At 60.7% G+C, this 15,493-nt stretch carries 15 protein-coding genes; 11 read left to right on the top strand and 4 right to left on the bottom strand.

The genetic code is table 11. The features are described from left to right. Positions 1-119: 119 nt before the first annotated feature. The 5 genes from CLU92_RS11470 (at position 120) to CLU92_RS11450 (ending at position 7,050) form a co-directional block, all read left to right on the top strand. Positions 120-2,963 (top strand): pitrilysin family protein, encoded by a 2,844-nt coding sequence (locus CLU92_RS11470; protein WP_101481991.1) that lies wholly within the window; start codon positions 120-122, stop codon positions 2,961-2,963. Positions 2,964-3,056: 93 nt separating this feature from the next. After that, the gene (locus CLU92_RS11465) at positions 3,057-3,254 is read left to right on the top strand and encodes a hypothetical protein (protein ID WP_010399555.1); all 198 of its coding nucleotides are present in this window, start codon (positions 3,057-3,059) and stop codon (positions 3,252-3,254) included. A gap of 144 nt (positions 3,255-3,398) precedes the next feature. Continuing rightward, positions 3,399-4,991 carry a methyl-accepting chemotaxis protein gene (locus tag CLU92_RS11460; RefSeq protein ID WP_101481990.1) on the top strand — a complete coding sequence of 531 codons (1,593 nt, stop codon included), beginning with the start codon at positions 3,399-3,401 and terminating at the stop codon, positions 4,989-4,991. Between the two features lie 79 nt (positions 4,992-5,070). After that, positions 5,071-5,940 (top strand): ThiF family adenylyltransferase, encoded by an 870-nt coding sequence (locus CLU92_RS11455; RefSeq protein ID WP_101481989.1) that lies wholly within the window; start codon positions 5,071-5,073, stop codon positions 5,938-5,940. Further along, positions 5,941-7,050 (top strand): nitroreductase family protein, encoded by a 1,110-nt coding sequence (locus CLU92_RS11450; RefSeq protein ID WP_101481988.1) that lies wholly within the window; start codon positions 5,941-5,943, stop codon positions 7,048-7,050. A gap of 77 nt (positions 7,051-7,127) precedes the next feature. Here CLU92_RS11450 and pepA read toward each other — a convergent pair whose 3' ends face one another. Then, positions 7,128-7,961 carry a flocculation-associated PEP-CTERM protein PepA gene (gene pepA / locus CLU92_RS11445; RefSeq protein ID WP_101481987.1) on the bottom strand — a complete coding sequence of 278 codons (834 nt, stop codon included), beginning with the start codon at positions 7,959-7,961 and terminating at the stop codon, positions 7,128-7,130. Positions 7,962-8,292: 331 nt separating this feature from the next. Here pepA and CLU92_RS27790 point away from each other — a divergent pair, with 331 nt between their 5' ends. From CLU92_RS27790 to CLU92_RS11435, 4 genes are all read left to right on the top strand, one after another. After that, entirely contained in the window at positions 8,293-8,463 is a 171-nt protein-coding gene (locus CLU92_RS27790; RefSeq protein ID WP_166674727.1) for a hypothetical protein, read from the top strand. A 240-nt stretch (positions 8,464-8,703) separates the two neighbouring features. Then, the gene (locus CLU92_RS27785) at positions 8,704-8,841 is read left to right on the top strand and encodes a hypothetical protein (RefSeq protein ID WP_166674638.1); all 138 of its coding nucleotides are present in this window, start codon (positions 8,704-8,706) and stop codon (positions 8,839-8,841) included. Between the two features lie 129 nt (positions 8,842-8,970). Further along, the gene (locus CLU92_RS11440; RefSeq protein WP_101481986.1) at positions 8,971-9,339 is read left to right on the top strand and encodes a hypothetical protein; all 369 of its coding nucleotides are present in this window, start codon (positions 8,971-8,973) and stop codon (positions 9,337-9,339) included. Between the two features lie 81 nt (positions 9,340-9,420). Continuing rightward, positions 9,421-9,879, top strand: a complete 459-nt coding sequence (locus tag CLU92_RS11435; protein WP_101481985.1) for an acyl-CoA thioesterase — start codon at positions 9,421-9,423, stop codon at positions 9,877-9,879. A gap of 87 nt (positions 9,880-9,966) precedes the next feature. Here CLU92_RS11435 and CLU92_RS11430 read toward each other — a convergent pair whose 3' ends face one another. From CLU92_RS11430 to CLU92_RS11420, 3 genes are all read right to left on the bottom strand, one after another. Further along, on the bottom strand, positions 9,967-11,373 hold the full coding sequence (locus tag CLU92_RS11430) for a DEAD/DEAH box helicase (RefSeq protein WP_101481984.1): 1,407 nt from the start codon (positions 11,371-11,373) through the stop codon (positions 9,967-9,969). A 616-nt stretch (positions 11,374-11,989) separates the two neighbouring features. Then, positions 11,990-12,778: an enoyl-ACP reductase FabI gene (gene fabI, locus CLU92_RS11425; protein ID WP_101481983.1), complete on the bottom strand. Its 789-nt coding sequence runs from the start codon at positions 12,776-12,778 to the stop codon at positions 11,990-11,992. 104 nt (positions 12,779-12,882) lie between these two features. Further along, positions 12,883-14,298 (bottom strand): transglycosylase SLT domain-containing protein, encoded by a 1,416-nt coding sequence (locus CLU92_RS11420; RefSeq protein WP_101481982.1) that lies wholly within the window; start codon positions 14,296-14,298, stop codon positions 12,883-12,885. Positions 14,299-14,631: 333 nt separating this feature from the next. On the opposite strand from CLU92_RS11420, the gene CLU92_RS11415 reads away from it, so the two are divergent. Both CLU92_RS11415 and CLU92_RS11410 read left to right on the top strand, forming a co-directional pair. Continuing rightward, on the top strand, positions 14,632-15,210 hold the full coding sequence (locus CLU92_RS11415; RefSeq protein WP_373917852.1) for a DUF1415 domain-containing protein: 579 nt from the start codon (positions 14,632-14,634) through the stop codon (positions 15,208-15,210). Then, positions 15,210-15,404, top strand: coding sequence for a DUF1289 domain-containing protein (locus CLU92_RS11410; RefSeq protein WP_101481981.1), 195 nt, complete (start codon positions 15,210-15,212; stop codon positions 15,402-15,404). The genes CLU92_RS11415 and CLU92_RS11410 overlap by 1 nt, the downstream gene beginning before the upstream one ends. The last annotated feature ends 89 nt before the right edge of the window (positions 15,405-15,493 follow it).

Genomic DNA, 15,493 nt, shown 5'->3' with positions numbered 1-15,493 from the left:
GCTGAGTTTCTTGTGCGGCAAAGCTGCCTGGGGAAAGCCGTCTTTCCTAAGCTGTTTTTAATGGCCGAAAGACGATTTCAGTGTAAGGTACGCCTACTGAATCTTACCGTTGAGAATACATGAAGCTGAGTAAATTACGCCTGATCTCGGGCGCCGTCTTGCTGGCGTGCGCCTGCATGGCCCAGGCGGAAATCCGTTTGAGCGACCCCCTGCCACTGGCACCAGAAGTGACCGTCGGGAAATTGCCGAATGGCTTGACCTACTACATCAAGAAAAATGCCCGTCCTGCCCAGAAAGTGGAGTTGCGCCTGGTGGTGAAAGCCGGCTCCATCCTCGAAGATGACGACCAGCAGGGCCTGGCGCATTTCACCGAACACATGGCCTTCAATGGCTCCACGCATTTCAAGCGCAATGAGCTGATTTCGTATCTGCAATCGATCGGCGTGAAGTTCGGCGCCGACTTGAACGCCTACACGAGTTTCGATGAAACTGTGTACGTGCTGCCGATTCCGACGAACAAGAAGGAAAACCTGGAAAAGGGCTTCCTCGTGCTGGAAGACTGGGCGCATGGCTTGAAATTCAATCCGGCCGACATCAACAGCGAGCGCGGCATCGTGCTGGAAGAGGCGCGCCTGGGCAAGGGCGCCAGCGACCGCATGAACAAGGTCCTGTATCCCAAGCTGCTGAACGGTTCGCGCTATGCGGAACGCATGCCGATCGGCAAGGAATCCGTCTTGAAAACCTTCAAGCCGGAAGCCATCAAACGTTTCTACAAGGATTGGTACCGGCCCGACCTGATGGCCGTGATGGTGGTCGGTGACGTGGAGCCGAAACAGGCTGAAAAGCTGATCCAGCAGCATTTCGGCAAGCTGAAAAACCCCGCGAAACCCCGGCCGCGCCTGTATGCGGAAGTGCCGCAGCGCTCGCAGACGGAAGCGCTGGTGATCACGGACAAGGAAGCGCCGGACGACACCGTCTTCATCCGCTACCCGGTCCGCGCCGCGCAGGAGCCCGTCACCATTGCCGACTACCGCCGCCAGATGATCGAAAACCTGTACGGCCAGATGCTCAGCGCACGCATGCAGGAATTGACGCAGCAAGCCCATCCCCCATTCATCCAGGGCGGCAGCAGCATGGGCAAGCTGGTGCGTGGCTACGAATCGTTCAGCGCGTACGCCTTGCTGGGCAAGGGCGGCGTGCAGCCGGCTGTCGACGCGCTGGTGCACGAAGATGAGCGGGCGCGCCGCTTTGGTTTCAGCCAGGATGAGCTGGACCGCGCGCGCAAGAACATGCTGCGCAATTACGAGCGCGCATACAGCGAGCGCGACAAGTCCGATTCCTCCGGTTTCGTGGCAGAGTATTCGCGCAACTTCCTGGAGCAGGAAGCCATCCCCGGCATCGCCAATGAATTGCTGTACGCACAGGAACTCTTGCCGCAGGTAACCTTGCAGGAAATCAATGAGACGGTGGCCAGGGTCATCCCCGACCAGCAAAAGAAACTCGTCGTCTTCATGGGGGGCGAGCCGAAAGCGGGCGATACGGCCTCGGCTGTGCCGACACAGCAGCAATTGCTCGACGCGGTGGCGCAAGCCGAGCGGCAAAAGGTCGAGCCGCGCACGGAAAAAGTGCTGGCCAGCAAGCTGATGGATGGCCCGCCGGCCGGCGGCAGCATCGTCGCTGAAAAGTTGAATAGCGCCATCGGCGTGACGGAACTGACCCTGGGCAATGGCGTGCGCGTGCTGCTGAAACCGACGGATTTCAAGAATGACCAGGTGCTGATGGGCTCGACCCGCTTCGGCGGCCAGTCCCTGTTTGGCGACGCCGACATCTACAATGCCCGCTATGCCAGCGCCGTGGTCGGCAGCATGGGTTTGAAAGACCTGGCGCCGCTGGACTTGCAAAAAGTGCTGGCCGGCAAGACGGTCAACGTGGGTGCTTCGCTGGGCGAACTGAGCGAAGGTTTTGGCGGTTCGGCCAGCAGCGCCGACGTGGAAGCCATGCTGCAACTGGTGACCCTGTATTTCCATGACGTGCGCAAGGATGCGGGCCTGTACCAGTCCTTCATCGGCAAGCAGCAGGACCTGGCGAAAAACAGCATGGCGCAGCCGGAAGCCGTGTTTTACGATGCCATCCAGCACGCCATGTTTGGCGACAACCCGCGCGTCGATGGCGTACCGCGCGCGGCCGACTTCGACAAGGTGGGCCTGGACCGCTCGCTGGAGATCTTCCGCCAGCGCTTTTCCAGCGCGCGCGACATGACCTTCATCTTCACGGGCAGCTTCGAGCTCGACAAGATCAAGCCGCTGATCGCCAGCTACCTGGGTACCTTGCCCGTGACCGAGGTGGCGCACGCCTACCGGGACGTGGGCATGCGCCCGGTGGCCGGGATCGTCAAGAAGGACATCTATATGGGCAGCGAGCCGAAAAGCACGATTTCCATCACCTTCAATGGCGCCGCGACGTATTCGGACGAGCAAAAGCTGACCCTGCAGGCGCTGGGCGAGGTGCTGAATCTGAAAGTCATCGAAGTGCTGCGCGAAAAGATGAGCATGATCTATGGCGGCGGCTTCGAAACCTCCATGGGCCAGCATCCGTATGGCCATTATTCGGTGGCGCTGAACTTGCCGACGGGCCCGGAAAACGTGGACAAGGTGATCGCCGCCGCCTTTGCCGAAATCAACAAGATGAAGGCCGAGGGGCCGTCCGTGGCCGACCTGGAAAAGGTCAAGCTGAACTGGATCACGCGCCAGCAGAAGTCATTGCGGGAAAATAATTACTGGATGAACCAACTGATGGGTTCGGTGACGCAGGGCCGTGATCCCGCGCAGATATTGCGCTACGAGCAGCGCGTGCGGGCGATCACGCCGCAAGCCGTCAAGCAGGCGGCGCAGCGCTACCTGGACATGCACAATTATGTGCAGGTGGTGCTGTATCCGGAACGCAAAAATGTTACCTTAAAGTAATTTTTATTGTTCCATTGCAGGAGCGGCGGGGTGGCGAAGCTGTTAAACTGCTGCTGATGAATTTGATCGCAATTTAACAAGCAAGGAAATACGATGGCTAAGAAAGAAGAGCTCGATCCGGAAACCCTGGAATTGATCAACTGGTGTATCGAGGTCGAAGGCTTCCTCGTGGCTGGCGGCGCCACCGTGGCGCAGGCGCAAGACCACATCGAAGAGCAGGTCGAGTGGTTTACCGATCAGTTCTACGACGGCTTGACGCCGGAAGAGGCGGCCAAGGAAGCGCTGGCGTGATCCTCTAAAAACAAGCGAGTAATAACAAAGCGGGCGGTGCCTGCCGGGCATCAGCCTGGTAGCGCCGCCCGCTTTGCTTTTCTGAAAAGATTTCCATATGGAAATTGTTTATAATTCCATGCTTTATTTTCCACCCAGGCTCCCATGACTCTCCGTTCGCGTATTCTTTTATTGTGTTTCAGCACCTTGCTGGGCATCGTCCTCATCGCCTCGTTTTCCCTGTATTCCTTGCGCCAGACCATGATGGCCGAAAGGGTCGAGCAATTGACTGTGCTGGTGGAATTGGCCAACGCGTCGGTGGAAAAGGCGTATGCGCTGGAACAGTCGGGAAAGCTGACGCGTGAGCAGGCCCAGCAACAGGCCAAGCTGGCCATCGGCAGCTTCGTCAAGGATGAGATGTATTACTTTGTGCGCGATTTCAGCACCGACTTGCTGTATGTGCATCCGAATCCCTCACGCATCGGCACGCCGCAAAAGAATATGCGGCAGTCGGGCGACCGCTACCGGGCCGCGCTGGCCAACAGCCGCATCGGCCTGGTGCAGGCGGACGGCACGCGTCCCGGCGTGACTGACCCCGTGGCGAAGATGTATGCCGTGGTGAAATTTGCGCCGTGGGACTGGCTGATCGGCACGGGCACTTACATCGATGACATCAACCACAAGTTCTGGGCCCAGGCCGGCGTGCTGCTGGCCATCGGCGGTGCGCTGATGCTGGTAGTGGGCTCCCTGGCGGCCTTGATGCTGCGCCGTATTCTGGGCCAACTCGGTGGCGAACCCGACTATGCAGCCGCCATCGTGGCGCAAATCGCCCAGGGCGACCTCACCACGCAGATCGATACGCGTCCCGGCGATACGTCCAGTCTGTTGATGGCCATCAAGGCCATGCGTGACAACCTGGCGCATCTGGTGAGCCAGGTGCGCAACGATGCCGATGCCATTTCCACGGCGTCGGGCGAGATCGCCTCGGGCAACCACGACCTGTCGGCGCGCACGGAACAGCAGGCGGGATCATTGGAAGAGACGGCCTCGACCATGGAAGAGATGACCTCGACCGTGCGCCAGAATGCGGATAATGCGCGCCAGGCCAACCAGCTGGCCATTTCCGCCTCGCAAGTGGCGACACAGGCGGGCGGCGTGGTGAGCCAGGTGGTCGACACCATGGGCGCCATCAATGCTTCGTCGAAAAAGATCGGCGACATCATCGCTGTCATCGACGGTATCGCCTTCCAGACGAATATCCTGGCCTTGAACGCCGCCGTGGAAGCGGCGCGCGCGGGCGAGCAGGGCCGTGGCTTTGCCGTCGTCGCCAGTGAAGTGCGCAATCTGGCGCAGCGTTCGGCTGCGGCCGCCAAGGAAATCAAGCAATTGATCGACAGTTCGGCCGAGCAAGTGGGCGCCGGTGAAAAACTGGTGGCGCTGGCGGGCGAGACAATGGAAAAGGTCGTCTCCAGCGTGCAGCATGTGACCGATATCGTGGCCGAGATTTCCTCGGCCAGCGCCGAGCAAAGCGCCGGTATCGAGCAGATCAACCAGGCCATCGTCGAGATGGATAACATGACGCAGCAAAATTCGGCCCTGGTCGAGCAGGCTTCGGCGGCGGCGCAGGCCATGAACGAGCAGGCGGCCGGGCTGGCGCAGATCGTCAGCGTGTTCAAGGTGGGTGCAGTGGCGCGGCATGCGGCGGCGCCCTCGCGCGTAGCCGCTGCACCGGCAGTGCAGCGCCGTCTGGCGCGCTAAACCGTCATAGCGGGAACTTGTCGCCCGACCGTCTGTCAAACCATTCTTGGTCCTTCGCTGACGCACAGAAGAGGTAAGCATGACAGACGGTTTTTCCTATCACGCGGCATTTGCCCGCAACCTGGGCTGGGTCACGCAGGCTGAGCAGGACAGTTTGCGTGGCAGGCGCGTGGCCATTGCCGGCATGGGCGGCGTGGGCGGGGTGCACTTGCTGACCCTGGCGCGGCTGGGCATCGGCGCTTTTCACATCGCCGATTTCGACACCTTCGATATCGCCAACTTCAATCGCCAGGCCGGCGCCATGATGTCCACCCTGGGCCAGCCCAAGGTGGCGGTGCTGGCGCAGATGGCGATGGACATCAATCCCGAACTGGAGATCAAGCAATTTCCTGACGGCATACACGACAGCAATCTGGCCGAGTTTTTTGCCGGTGTCGATCTGTATGTGGATGGCCTGGATTTCTTTGCCTTTCCCGCGCGCCAGGCCACCTTCGCCAGTTGCGCGCGCCTGGGCATCCCTGCCATCACGGCCGCGCCGCTGGGCATGGGCACGGCCGTGCTCAGCTTCATGCCGCGCGGCATGACGTTCGAAGAGTATTTTGGCTGGGGCGACTTGCCCGAGGAAGAAAAAGCCCTGCGCTTTCTCGTCGGGCTGGCGCCGGCCGGCTTGCACGGCCCTTACCTGATCGACCCGTCGGCCATTAACCTGAAGGAGCGGCGCGGACCGTCGACCATCATGGGCTGCCAGTTGTGCGCGGGCGCGGCCGCCACCGAGGCGCTGAAAATTTTACTGAAACGCGGCAAGGTAATGGCGGCGCCGCATGGCATGCATTTCGACGCCTACCGCAACAAGCTCGTGCGTACCTGGCGTCCCGGCGGCTACCGTCATCCGCTGCAACGGCTGACGATGGCCATCATCAAGCGCCGCCGCGCGGCGCAGGGGGCATAAATGGCACAAGCATTGCTGATCGATCCCGTGCTGGAAAACCTCCTCGACCAGGCGCGCTGGGCACCCAGCGGCGACAACACGCAGCCGTGGCGCTTTGAAGTCGTGGCGCAGCGCCATGTCGTCGTGCATGGCTTCGATACGCGCAGCCATTGTGTCTACGACCTCGACGGCCATCCCAGCCAGCTATCGCTGGGCGCCTTGCTCGAAAGCATGGCACTGGCGGCCAGCAGCCATGGCATGCGCATGGAAGCGCGCCGACGCGGCGGCTTGCCCGACACCCTGCCTACGTTTGACGTGCGCTTTGTCGACAGCCCCGGCATGTTGCCCGACCCGCTGGCAGCCTTCCTGCCGCAGCGCAGCGTGCAGCGGCGACGGCTCAGCACACGCCCCCTGCGCGCCAGCGAAAAGGCCGCGCTGCTTGCCAGCTTGCCGCTTGGCTACACTGTGCAGTGGTTCGAAGGCTGGCGCGTGCGTCTGGCCTGTGCGCGCCTGATGTTCGACAATGCGAAGCTGCGCCTGACCATGCCCGAAGCGCATAAGGTACACCGCGACGTGATCGAATGGGGCGCGCGCTTCAGCAACGACCGCATCCCGGAGCAGGCGCTGGGCGTCGACCCGATGACGGCAAAGCTGATGCGCTGGGTCATGCACAGCTGGCGCCGCGTGGATTTTTTCAATACCTGGCTGGCGGGCACCGTCGCGCCCCGGCTGCAGATGGATTTGTTGCCTGGTCTGTACTGCGCTGCGCATTTCGCGCTGCTGGCCGAGGCGCCGCCGCGCCATATCGACGATTACGTGGCGGCGGGCCGCGCCATGCAGCGCTTCTGGCTGGCGGCCACGCAGCTGGGCCTGCAATTGCAGCCGGAACTGACACCGCTGATCTTCTCCCGTTATGTGCGCGAACGGCGGGCCTTTTCGCGCACCGACGGCATGCTGGAGCTGGCGCAGGAACTGGCGCTGCAATGCCAGGCCGTGCTGGGTGCGGTGGTGGTCGAGCGGGCCGTGTTCCTTGGCCGCATCGGCGCCGGTCCGGCGGCCCAGGCGCGTTCCTTGCGCCGGCCGCTGCAAGACTTGCTGGTGGCGCCGGTCGACGCGGGGACGCCTGCGTGAGCGCCAGGCGTTTGCCGGTGGCTGCAGCGAAAAAGCCGCTGAGGACATCGGCGGCCTTTCAAGAGGACGATCGCATGTCAAGCCTGGCGCTGCCCGCCTTGCTGGCGGCGCGCAGTCATGCCCAGGCCAAACAGGCCGATGCCGAGCAGGGCAATGGTGCCTGGCTCAGGTACGGCTGCCTGAAATAATTCCAGGCCGCCGCCGTCGGCCATCGCGATGAAACTGTTGGTCAGGCTGCCACCGATGAAGCTGTTCGTATTCCCGCTGAGGGACTCCAGCGGGAAAAACGGGTTGGGATTGACGAAAAACAACTGTCCTTGCGGCGTCAGCGTGGCGTTCAGCAAGGCCTTGAAGTCGCCTTGGGCCAGGCCGGCGAAAATGTGGGCTTCGCCCAGATCGAGCGTGTAAGTCACGATCGCATAGTCATCCCCGGAGGCGCCGCCCACATTCACTGGCGAGCCTGCTACGTTACTGACTGACAATGACGTGTCCTGGTTGGGGTCGATGTATAGCGTCATGGTCAGGGTTTGAAAGTTGGCGTGGATCCCGCCAGCCAGCGTATCCGACTGGCCGGTAATGGTAAACAAGCCATATATGCCATAGCCATTGAGGGCATTCAATTGCGATGGTACGCTGCCGCCAGTGGGGCTGCCGAAAGCGGCCTTGGTCAGAAAGCCTGTTTGAGTGAAGGGGTCGTTGCCACCACCCAAACCGCCAACGATGGTTTGTTCGACGCGCGCGTGATATTCAAAGCTGATGCGGTCGGCCACAACCTGATTGGCTGCGGTACCGGGGACGGAGCCTTCGTTGACGGTAAACAAAGGACCGGCGAGTGCGGGAGCGCTGATCAGCGCGGCGCTGATGGCGGCCGCGGAGAGAGCGAAACGCAGGAATGAGGACAGTGGTTTCATGGCATTTCCTTCAGCGTGAGGGTTGATCGGACCAGGTCACTGTGGCGGCTGCCTCAGATAACCTCATACGCCCTTGGAGCAGAATTCGTACCATGTAATATTTGTATTTAAATTCAACAGCTTATAAAAACAGGCTTGCCGTTTTTCGCGTTTGTGTAAAAAAAATCGACGTTTTACGCAGCCTTCACACGCGCAGGCTTATTACAGCTCAATTGGCCAATCAAGGCTCATTGCGTGTCCTGCAGCGGGAGTTTTTTTCACGCTTGAGTAGTGCGGCTCGCGGGCGCCAGTCTTTTCCGTCATCGGCTACAGTGGGGCAAAGGAGGTCACCATGCCATCACAATTCCGTCCTGCCCCGCTGCGTGCGCACAGCACGCCTGAACCGGATATCCCGCCGCCAGAAGGCGATCCCCTGACGCCGCCGCCCGAACAGCCGCCGCATATGGATCCCGTACCCGTCGAGGAACCGACGCCGCCGCCGCCGCCCGTCAAGATGGGTTAAGAGCAAGTCGTCGCGCACCCGGGCGCACCCAGGCTGGCATGCCACTGCGGGGCGCTGTTTATTTCTAGTCGGAAATGGATTGCGCGGGCGGCGGGATTGCCACGCCATTTAAACAACAAAAATGCCAATAAACGTTGCCTTGCGGATACAAATAGAGCGCTAACTGCTGTGTGTCATGCGGCCGTCACGATTCTGTTCTTATAATGAGACATCATAAAAATTCTTGTACAGGAGACCATCATGGGCAATTCCTTGCATAACAAAATCTACCTGGGCCGGCGCCCTGTGATCACCAGCAAAAACCTCGCAGCGCTGGCCCTGGCGGGCGCTGTGGCTGGTTGCGGCCTGGCATGGCTGCTGCTGCGCACCTACAAATAAGCGCGCGCCACGCGCATTTTCAGCACGCCGTCCGTGAGGCGGGCGGCGGCTGAATCACGTTGCCTGTTGCCGATGCGCAGCGGGGCGCGTACCATGGGGGCCGAACACCTGGCCTTTTATGGAAAAGTAATGAAGAACGAGAAATTAACAACCGATGAATATGACGCGCTGGAGCAAGTTGCACGCGGCATCAAAACCGAGCGCCCCAGTGCTTGCGTTGCCCGCAATGCCAAGCGCCTGTCCGGCCTGAAGCTGCTCAGCTATGCACGCGATGGCCGTTTGTCCATCACCGAGAAAGCACAACAGCTGCTGTTCCTGCGCCGCTGCATCATGGGTTTGCGCGCTGTCGCCGTCGATCCGCTGACCAAGCTGGACTCGGACGTGGCTTATTTCCTGGGCAAGAAAGCCCACATCGTGGCGCGCGCGGAAGGCGAGGGCCACGACATTTCCGACAAGGGCCGCGACTCGCTGGCCGATATCGACACCCTGGGCCTGTAAGGTCTGCAGCCGGCCCCTGGGGCCGGTTTTCACATCCCCTCACTTTTATTTCCCCCTTGGAGAACACTTTTGGACAGTGCGATGAACTGGTCGGCCCACGAACTGACGATGACGGTCTTGATGACGCCCGATATGGCCAATTTTTCCGGTAACGTGCACGGTGGCACCATCCTGAAATACCTCGACAGCGTCGCCTACGCCTGCGCCAGCCGCTATTCGGGCAGCTATGTGGTGACCCTGTCCGTGGACCAGGTGATGTTCTTGCAGCCTATCCACGTGGGCGAGTTGGTGACGTTCCTCGCCTCCATCAATTACACGGGCACGACCTCGATGGAAGTGGGCATCCGCGTGGTGACGGAAAACATCCAGCAGCGCCTGGTGCGCCATGCCAACAGCTGCTATTTCACGATGGTGGCCGTGGACGCCAATCGCAAGCCGGTGGCCGTGCCGCCGCTGGTGCTGGAAACGCCGGAGCAGCAGCTGCGCTTTGAGCAAGCCAAGCTGCGCAAGCTGTCGCGCCAGAGGGTGTCGAAGAAATAAGGGCGGCGGGCATAAAAAAACGGCCACCAGAGTGATCTGGTGGCCGTTCTTTATTGCGTGCCGCCTACTGGCGGCATGGCGCCGTGATTAACGGTCGCCGTAGCTGCGGCGTGCGCCGTCGGTGCTGCGCGGGTTGGAACCCTTGTAGCCGCCGCCGGTGCTAGGTGCGCCATCTTTGCGTGGTGCGCCTGGCTTGCTGAACGTGCGTTGCGCTGGCTTCGCGCCGCCACGGTTGTCGCCTGGTTTCCAGCCACCTGGACGAGCGCTCGAGCGTGGTGCCGAGGCCGTTTTCTTAGGTTCGAAACCTTCGATGACATTGACCGGGATCAATTGCTTGGTGAAGCGCTCGATACGCTTGACGTTCATGCCTTCAGCGTGGTTTACCAGCGAGATGGCCAGGCCATTGCGGCCAGCGCGGCCGGTACGGCCGATGCGGTGGACGTAGTCTTCCGGGAATTTCGGCAGATCGTAGTTGAACACGTGGGTGATCGTCGGTACGTCGATACCGCGGGCGGCAACGTCGGTGGCGACCAGCACTTTGACCTGGCCGCGACGCATGCCGTCCAGGGTGCGGTTGCGTGCGCCCTGATGCATGTCGCCGTGCAAGGCGGCAGCGGAGAAGCCGGCGATGTTCAGACGGTCAGCGATGGTGTCTGCGTCACGCTTGGTGGCGGTGAACACAACAGCCTGGTCCAGCGTTTCGTCGCGCAGCAGGTGGTCCAGCAGGCGATTCTTGTGCGACAGATCGTCGACGAAGTGGACGCGCTGGGTGATGTTTTCATGCTTGTTCGACGAACCGGCGATCTGGATGACCAGCGGGTTTTTCGTGATGCGGCGGGCCATGTTGCCAACCACGCCGTCCAGCGTTGCCGAGAACAGCATGGTTTGACGGCCTTCTGGCGTCGCTTCCACGATTTTTTCGATGTCATCGATGAAACCCATGTCCAGCATGCGGTCGGCTTCGTCCAGCACCAGGATTTCCAGTTGCGAGAAGTCGATCTTGCCCGAATCCATGTGGTCGATCAGACGGCCTGGGGTGGCGACCAGAATCTCTGGATTCTTGGCCAGCAATTGCATCTGTTTAGGGTAAGGCATGCCACCCAGAATCGACACGGCCTTGATGCGGCGGATGCCGGTGCTGTACTTGTCGGTGTTGGTGGTCACTTGCAGGGCCAGTTCGCGCGTTGGCGTCAGGACCAGCATTTTTGGCTGGGCAGCCTTGAAGCGTGGACGCTCGCCGCGGGCGCGCGATGCTTGCATTTCCTGGTTCGGCGTCTTGCCGGCGGCGCTTTGTTCGGCGCTGGCCAGTTTGTGCAACGACGGCAGCATGAAAGCTGCGGTCTTGCCCGAACCGGTCTGCGACGAGACCAGCAGGTCACGGCCTTCGATCGCGGCTGGAATCGCTTGCGACTGTACCGCGGTTGGCGCGGTGTAGCCCGATTCGGTCAGAGCGGCGATGATGGACGGATGCAGGCCTAAGGATTCAAATGTCATTCTTTTCTTTCGTAAAAATCAGCGTTCTTGCAAAAAGCAGAACGCAAAATAGCAACGCCAACCAAAACGAAATGACTCAACTAGAAAGAAATTTCGGCACAAAAGCTTTGCGCCGGGACGGTGTCAGGTGCGACACACAAGGCGGGAGGGCTTTATAAGCGGCATCCTGTGGATGCGCTAAGGCTTGCGAAGCTGCTAAGTTTGTAGTGCGATTACTGCCGTGTTGCCATCGCTTCAAGGGAACATATTGCAGCGCACAACGACACTATACCGTATTTGCCGCCGTTTTGCACGGTCTAAATGGGAGGAAACGAAAGTCCTACCACGTTTTGAACATGTTTCCTATGTGAAATCAGTAGGAATACGTAGTTTTCCATCAGTCAGGCAAACATGGCGGGGATGGCGACGTCGGCGGGCAGCGGTGGCGCCTGTGCCGTTTCCCCAGCAAGCTTGATGTTGCCGGGTCGATTGCGCTACGTCGGCCAGGTGCCAGATGGTGGGGCTGCCTTCCCACGCGCCAGCCCTGGCTTTCCGCGTGGCGCAGTGCCGCCCGGATGTCTTTCTAGGGGTGCGAGGCCGGCAGCATGCGATACCGCCAATATCGGCCATCACCGTATCAATCTGCTTCGGGATTGACCGCCATCACTTGCGAAAAACCGCCATCGACGTAGGTAATCTCGCCCGTGATGCCCGAGGCCAGGTCGGACAGCAGAAAGGCGGCCGTGTTGCCCACTTCTTCGATGGTGACGTTGCGGCGCAGCGGGGCGTGCTCGGCCACGAAGCCCAGGAGTTTGCTGAAATCCTTGATGCCGGAAGCGGCCAGGGTCTTGATGGGGCCGGCGGAGATGCCGTTGGCGCGGATGCCGCGCGGACCCAGCGATTCGGCCAGGTAGCGCACGGACGCTTCCAGTGACGCCTTGGCCAGGCCCATGGTGTTGTAATAGGGTACGGCGCGCGCGGCGCCCAGGTAGGTCAGGGTCAGCACCGAGGCGCCCGGATGCAGCAGGGGGAGCGCGGCCTTGGCCATGGCAGGGAAGCTGTAGGCGGAAATATCGTGTGCGATGCGGAAGCTGTCGCGCGACAGGCCGTCGAGGAAGTCGCCGGCAATCGCCTCGCGCGGGGCAAAACCGATGGCATGCACCAGGCCGTCCAATTGATCCCAGTGGTGCGCCAGATCGCTGAAGACGGCGCTGATCTGTTCATCGCTGGAAACGTCGCAGTCGAACACCAGTTCGCTGCCGAATTCCGCCGCAAATTCCGTGATGCGTTCCTTGAAGCGCTCGCCCACATAGGTGAAGGCGAGGGTGGCGCCTTCACGGTGGCAAGCCTTGGCGATGCCGTAGGCGATGGAGCGGTTGGACAGCAGGCCCGTGATGAGGATTTTTTTGCCTTGCAAGAAAGCCATGACGACTCCTGTCTGGGTGGGTGGGGCGGATGTACCACCGGCCGCGACAGCAAAGCTGTGGCGGCCGGTGGCGTGTTTCCAGTACGAATCAGACGTAGCGCAGTTTAATGGCGGGCCTTGGCGCGGTGATTGCCGCCGCCGCGCTGGATGCGTGGTTTTACCAGGGAAATTGGCGCGGCCTGCACCTTGCCGCCCTTGGCGACGCGGCGCAGTGCCTTGGCGGCCCGTTCCGGCCGGTCCGCTTCCAGCAGCATGGTGGCGCTGTCGGCAATTTCCTGGGTGATGTCCTTGTTCATCGTGGCCGAAGTCTTCGGCACGAGGATGGTGGATCCGGCGCGCAGGCTGGTGCGCTGGGGAATGTTGTTGGCCTGGCGCAGCACGTCGGCCGTGGTGCCGAATTTCGACGCCAGGGTTTCGATGCGTTCGCGCGCATTGGTGATCTTGTGCGTGGTCCAGCTCGACAAGGCATGGCCCCATTGCGCCAGATTGGTGGTGAACTTGGCGGCGTTTTCCTGCGGCAGCAGAATCTTGGTCTTTTCGCCGCCGATGATGACAGGGCGGTTAAATTGCGGATTCAAGGCCTTGAATTCATCCATCGACAGTTCGGCCAGCTGGGCGGCGACGGTGATGTCGATGTCGCTGGTCTTGTCGATGGCCGTGAAGTAGGGCTGGTTGTCGACCACGGGCAGGGTCAGGCCGAACTGGGCCGGATTGGCGATGATGTTTTTCACCGCTTGCAGCTTGGGTACGTAGTTGCGCGTTTCGGCCGGCATCAGGTCGGCCAGGCTTTCGAAATCGGTCGGCTTGCCCAGCGCCTGGTTTTTCTTGATGGCGCGCTGCACCGAACCTTCGCCCCAGTTGTAGGCGGCCAGCGCCAGTTGCCAGTCGCCAAACATGTCATACAGGCGCTGCAGATACGTCAGGGCCGCATCGGTCGAGGCCAGTACGCCGCGGCGCTCGTCCTTGAACATGTTTTGCTTGAGGTTGAAATCACGCCCGGTGGCGGGCACGAATTGCCACATGCCGGCCGCATTGGCGCTGGAGAATGCCTGCGGGTTGAAGGCGGATTCGATGAATGGCAGCAAGGCCAGTTCCGTCGGCATGCCGCGCTTTTCCAGTTCCTGCACCACGTGGAAGATGTAGCGCGAGGCGCGCGCCGTGGTGCGGGCGATGTAGTCGGGGCGGGTGGCGTACCAGTTGACGTGGTTGGCCACCAGTTGGTTGTTGATGTCGGGAATCGCATAGCCGCTGCGGATGCGGCCCCAGACGTCGGCTTCGCGCAGGGGATCGGAATTGTCGCTGAGATTTTTCAGCAGACGGTCGGTCTTTTGCAGGCGGTTGTCGAGGGTGGGGAGTTTCGCCGTGACCTGGGCGGTCATCGGGATCAGGGCCGGTGCGGTGGCGGCGGCGACTGGCGCGTTATCGCTCTCAACACCGGCTTCGTACGCCTGGCTGAGGGCGGGCGCAAGCGCCAAGGCCAACGCCGCCAGGACGGTAGATTTAAAGGAGTTTTCGTGCATAGTGTTCCATTGTTGTCGTCGGAGAAACATCGGACAGACCCATGATCAAGCTGCGAGTGTACGTATATCCACATGCTGGAGTCAAGAATTATGTCAGCATGATGACAGGAAATAAGCGGCAATAAGTGGGAAACGACTGAGTTTCCATTCGCAAATGCTGTCATTATTGCAAATTTAATTTGCCCGATGCGTGATTCGGCCGCTGTTATAGCATACATGGCGGGGAGGTTGGCGCAAGCCTGGCAGTCGTCCGGTATGAGACTGAGCAAAGAGTGCGTACAATTTGGCTTTGGCCGGCCATTCGGCTGCCAGCCGCCATATTGATAGAGAGTCATGCATATGAACACCCCGCCGCGCCACGACGACGACAACGCCGTCATCATCGCCAATACTGTTGCCTGGCTGGAAAAGGCCGTGATCGGCCTGAACCTGTGCCCTTTCGCCAAGGCCGTGCACGTCAAGAAGCAGATTCGCTATGTGGTGTGCGAATCGAGCAATCCGGAAGATTTGCTGGCCATGCTGATGGACGAGCTGCAAACCCTGGCCGACACGGACCCCGAGCAGATCGACACGACCTTGCTGATCCATCCGTACACACTGAATGATTTTCTCGACTACAACGAGTTTCTTGATGTGGCCGACGCGGCCGTGGAAGACATGCACCTGGCCGGCGAGCTGCAAGTAGCCAGTTTCCACCCGAATTACCAGTTTGCCGAGACATTCGAGGATGACATCAGCAATTACACCAACCGCTCGCCCTACCCAACCCTGCACCTGCTGCGCGAAGACAGCATCGAGCGCGCCGTCGAAGCCTTTCCGGAAGCGTCGGAGATTTTTGACAAGAATATCGCCACCCTGGAAGCGCTAGGCGTCGAAGGCTGGGAAAAGCTCGGCTTGCCGAAGGTGTCCTGATGGGTGGCAAGGAATTGCCGCCGCGTCCAGACACGCCCTGCGTGGCCGTGTGCTCGACGACCTTCGATGAAATCTGCCGCGGCTGCGGCCGCAGTGTAGTGGAAGTGGCCCACTGGGTATCGATGACGGATGAAGAGAAGGAAGTGGTGTGGGTGCGGATTCTTTCTCAAGGTTATCCGCGCCGGAATACTTAGGTAAGCCAGCAGCAATTGCCGGGGTCAGACCCCCTGGACTGCCGGGGTCAGACCCCCAAGGCCGCTAACGCTGAGCTCAGCGCCAGCGT

The sequence above is a fragment of the Janthinobacterium sp. 61 genome (assembly GCF_002846335.1).
Taxonomy (GTDB): Bacteria; Pseudomonadota; Gammaproteobacteria; order Burkholderiales; family Burkholderiaceae_D; genus Janthinobacterium.
This window is presented reverse-complemented; position numbering and strand designations above follow the sequence as displayed.